Below are 4,079 nucleotides of genomic sequence, written 5' to 3' on the forward strand. Positions count from 1 at the left end.
GGGCGAGACCTCATGGCCTTCACCACACTCGGCCATTGCGCGGTCGGCCTCGATGGCGCCGAGCGCTTCGTTGCAATGGCGCGTGACGCGACTGGCTGCGACGTCTGGCAGCAGGATTTCCTGCATCTCGATTTGCCGGCCGCGCAGTTTGACGGCATTTTCGCCAACGCAGCGCTGTTCCATGTGCCGAGTCAGGCGTTGCCGCGCGTGTTGCGGCAATTGCACGCGACATTGAAGCCCGGCGGCGTGCTGTTCAGCTCCAACCCGCGCGGCACGAATCAGGAAGGCTGGAGTCACGGCCGCTACGGCGTCTTCCATGATCTCGAAGCATGGCGCCGATATATGGCAGACGCGCGCTTCGTCGAAATCGAGCACTATTACCGGCCCGCCGGGTTGCCGCGTGAGCGGCAGCCGTGGCTCGCCAGCGTGTGGCGCAAGCCGGTTGCCTGAAACACCAGGGGGTTTTTCCACCGGACGGCCGCGTTGGGCTTGGCAGATGCTTGCGTTCAAGCCGCTTTGATGCCAGCGCAAAGCAGCCGATTTGCAACAGTGTCCATCGCGCAGAGAAACGGCCAGCCGTGGATCTCGCACAATCGGCAGAAGCGGGGACGCCTGTCGTCGGTCGCGACAGGCCGAGTTCGTTTAGGGTTGTTCGATGCCTGCCAACGTCCGCAGGAATGTGAATGCACCACCGCGCGTTGCTGGCAGGCGTTGAACGAGCCTCGATGGAGGAAACCGCGGAGTGCCCCGATGCAGTCGGAGTCCTGGAGACTATGGCGATTGATAGGCCGGGATGCCCAGCAATGTTGATGGACGCGCAGTCAGGCGGGATGCTGGATGTGCGCTGATGCAGTGATGAAGCGGTGCAGTGGCGCAATTGTGATGGCGAAGCGGACGTGCGAGGGACTGCGCGAAGCGAGAGGCGCAGACGTCCGCTCGTGGGCCGCGTTGCCGCAGAGCCGACGGTCGGGTTACACGCGCAGGAAGCGTTGCGCTCATGTCTCACCTCGTCGCATGGGTGGTCCGCGAATGGGCGCAGTGCGTTCCAGAATCTCAATGACGGTCATCGGCGCACCGCAGTGCCGGCAGACGAAGGTGGGCCGGGCTTCGACGATCGCGTCTTTCGGCGGTATGTGGAACTCGGGCACGACGTTCAGCAGTTCACGCACCTTGGCGAGATTGGCGCGGCGCACCGGGTTGGCCAACAGTCCGTAGTGACGGATCCGATGGAAGCCGCCGGGCAGCACATGGAGCAGGAAGCGGCGCATGAACTCGCCGGCGTCCAGCGTCATGGTCTTGTAGCGGGTGCGCCCCTTTGCCCGGTAGTCCTTCCAGCGGAAGGTGACGCCGCGCTCATCGAATGCGACCAGGCGCTGGTTGGAGATCGCCACGCGGTGCGTATAGCGCGAGAGGTACGCGAGCACCGCTTGCGCTCCGGCAAAGGGACGCTTGGCGTAGACCACCCACTCGCAGGTGCGCAGCGGATCCAGCCACCGGGCAAAGGCGGCTGGATCCGCGAGCTCCACATACTCGCCGAAGAACTGCAGCTGGCCGCGTCGGTGTGCGTCTGCAAGCGCCTCGAGGAAGCGGCGCCGGAACAGGCGTGAGACCAACGGCTGCGATATTGCCGCGTAGAGACATGAGGGGAGTTGAGAACGCGGCTAGGAAAAAGATACCCTTCCGGTTTCAAGTGAGCCTTCTCAACCCAGGCAATCACCGCTGATCGCGTGGGTTCGGTCAACTCGAATTGCACCGGACGCTGTGTTTTACGTTGCACAATCATCGCCCGGGGCAACACTTGACCACCGTGCATCACGTCGCGGACACGAAGGTTGACCAAGTCGCAACCGCGAAGTTTGCTATCGATTGCGACATTGAATAAAGCAAGATCGCGAACCGCGTGCGCATTCTGGAGATAAATTCGTATTGCCCAGATGTCCTTCAGCTTCAGCGGTGGCTTTTGCCCAATTAGTTTGCCTCTGTTCCACGGGTCCCGCGTTTGCTTGGTTTCCATGTCAGACTCCAATTGGTTGATCGGAGTCTGATTTTGTGCCCATCGCGGAGGGCCGCTTTCCGCTAGTATTCAGGGCGGACGCGCGCAGTCGGCCATGAAGGGACACTCGACATGTGGGCAATACAGTACGTCCAATGGCGGATAGCTGGCGGGAAGCGGTCGTCTGCGGGGTGTGGCGTTATCCTGGGCTATGGCGTATCCACGCCAACCTCCGGTGAGTCGATGCGCGATCTCAAATGGCCATTACCATCTCATGCCATGACATGCCGCCATGATCGGAACTGGACGGCTTGAGATAGCTATAGCCAAGGCGTTCATACAGCCCGACGTGACGCTCCTTGCACATGAGGTGAATGGTTTTCTTGCCCATCTCAGACATCTGCGAGACGAAGGTCCGCATCAGCAACGACGAGTAGCCTTTACCCTGGTGCGCCGGGTCGATCACCACCGACATGATTACGACGTTCGGCGCGGCAGGGTCGTGCCCGACAAGTTCCTTAAACGCTTCGTCGGACATGACCACTTCGAACGCACACCCGCTGTTGATAAAGCCGATCACTTTCCCGTGGAGTTCCATCACAAGGAACCCTTGCGGGTATTGGAAGATGCGAGTGGTAATCTTATTGCGCGTGGCAGCTTCGTCGCCCTCATAGGCCGAAGTCTCGATTTCAAAGCAGCGGTCAGTATCTGACGGAATCGCTTGTCGGAAGCTCGGAGTTGTCATCTGCAAGATTCGACCGGGACCGGCCCATTGAGGTGGAAAAGACAAGATGATAAAAAGGAACCAAAAAGCATGCGCTGCATTTTCTTCATCCGATACTGCACGTCATGCACGATAGTCTTCGCCGTATTGATCTGAACCTGTTGTTGGTCTTCGACGCGCTATTCCGGCATCAAAGCGTAGTCTCGGCAGCCGAGGAGCTTTGCCTAAGCTCGTCGGCGTGCAGTCACGCGCTCTCGCGCCTACGTAGCGCATTGGGGGACGAGCTTTTCGTGCGCTTCGGGAACGGTATGCAGCCGACCGCAAGAGCCGAACAAATAGCATCGGGCGTCAGCGAAGCATTGCAAAGCCTGACGGGCAGCCTGGGGGATTTTGGTCCGTTCGTTCCGTCTGCGAGCAGTCAGACCTTTGTCTTCGCCGCGACTGACTTTACCGCGTTCGCGCTATTACCTCCCTTGGTTGCAGCGCTGGAATGCGACGCCCCACATATCCGCGTCCGCGTGATTTATTCGACCCATCGCGAGTCGCTGGATGACCTCGCCTCTGGGCGGGTTCAGTTTGCCCTAGGGTTTTCAAACGAAAACGACAACCAGGAATCCGGAGTCGAGTCGCTCGATTGCCTTGCGGACGATTACGTGGTCGCGGTCCGGAAGGGGCACCCCCGAATCAAAAAAAAGCTGTCGCTAGCTCAGTACCTCGCGGAGCGACACGTCGTTGTCACCCCATGGAACGCAGAGGGCAGCGTTGTCGACGGGACGCTGCTAAAGTCGGGGCTTGTTCGCGACGTAGCCGTGCAATTGCCGAGCGTGATGGCCGCCCCGTTCATCGTTGCCAATTCTCAGCTCCTGATCACGTTACCTCGACGGGTGGCGCTACAACTGGCGGACGCGATCCCGCTAACAATTTACCCTGCGCCGTTCGATATCCCTCGCTACATCCTCAACGTGTTCTTTCATACGCGACATTCCGGGTCGCCAGCGCACCATTGGATGCGTGAACAGATGGTTTCTGCGTTAAGCGCATTGCCGAATCCAGCAAGGACAAGCTGACCAAAAGGCAAAGAGCTCCAACGTAATGTCGCCGCTCGGCACGGTTTGGCCGCAGACAATCGTCGAGCAGTAGTTCAATGTCGGCAACTAGCGCTAAAGCCGCGAGTGACACCGGGCGATTTCGACTGCCCGCTATACAGGGTCGACTTCTGCCCGACACGGACCGATCAATGGCGGCCCACTCCCCAGTTCAATGTCGGACCGGGTTCGTCCAAGTGGCGACATTCGCGGGGCTTTGTTTGTAGCACCATAAACGGGTCCTTTTCTCCTAAGAAGAGCCGTTCAGGTTTGCCAC

At 59.6% G+C, this 4,079-nt stretch carries 3 protein-coding genes and 2 pseudogenes; 2 read left to right on the top strand and 3 right to left on the bottom strand.

What is annotated here, in order from left to right:
• A partial coding sequence (locus WCA53_RS30720) for a class I SAM-dependent methyltransferase (RefSeq protein WP_423920357.1) occupies positions 1 to 450 on the top strand: 450 nt, incomplete at its 5' end.
• Between the two features lie 545 nt (positions 451 to 995).
• On the opposite strand, the pseudogene WCA53_RS30725 reads toward WCA53_RS30720, so the two are convergent.
• From WCA53_RS30725 to WCA53_RS30735, 3 genes and pseudogenes are all read right to left on the bottom strand, one after another.
• Positions 996 to 1,613: pseudogene (locus WCA53_RS30725) on the bottom strand (IS91 family transposase); the annotation flags it as partial.
• Positions 1,604 to 2,014: pseudogene (locus WCA53_RS30730) on the bottom strand (tyrosine-type recombinase/integrase); the annotation flags it as partial. The pseudogenes WCA53_RS30725 and WCA53_RS30730, both read right to left, overlap by 10 nt.
• Before the next feature lie 232 nt (positions 2,015 to 2,246).
• Positions 2,247 to 2,738, bottom strand: a complete 492-nt coding sequence (locus WCA53_RS30735; protein ID WP_074286246.1) for a GNAT family N-acetyltransferase — start codon at positions 2,736 to 2,738, stop codon at positions 2,247 to 2,249.
• A gap of 104 nt (positions 2,739 to 2,842) precedes the next feature.
• Between WCA53_RS30735 and WCA53_RS30740 the strand changes: the two genes are divergently transcribed.
• Positions 2,843 to 3,784: a LysR family transcriptional regulator gene (locus WCA53_RS30740; RefSeq protein WP_423920364.1), complete on the top strand. Its 942-nt coding sequence runs from the start codon at positions 2,843 to 2,845 to the stop codon at positions 3,782 to 3,784.
• Positions 3,785 to 4,079 lie beyond the last annotated feature (295 nt).

It is taken from the genome of Caballeronia sp. (assembly GCF_049581465.1).
Classification (GTDB): domain Bacteria; phylum Pseudomonadota; class Gammaproteobacteria; order Burkholderiales; family Burkholderiaceae; genus Caballeronia.

Coding starts and splice junctions, on each gene's coding strand:
- WCA53_RS30735 (WP_074286246.1), bottom strand. CDS start 2,738: ATGACAACTCCGAGCTTCCGACAAGCGATTCCGTCAGATACTGACCGC.
- WCA53_RS30740 (WP_423920364.1), top strand. CDS start 2,843: ATGCACGATAGTCTTCGCCGTATTGATCTGAACCTGTTGTTGGTCTTC.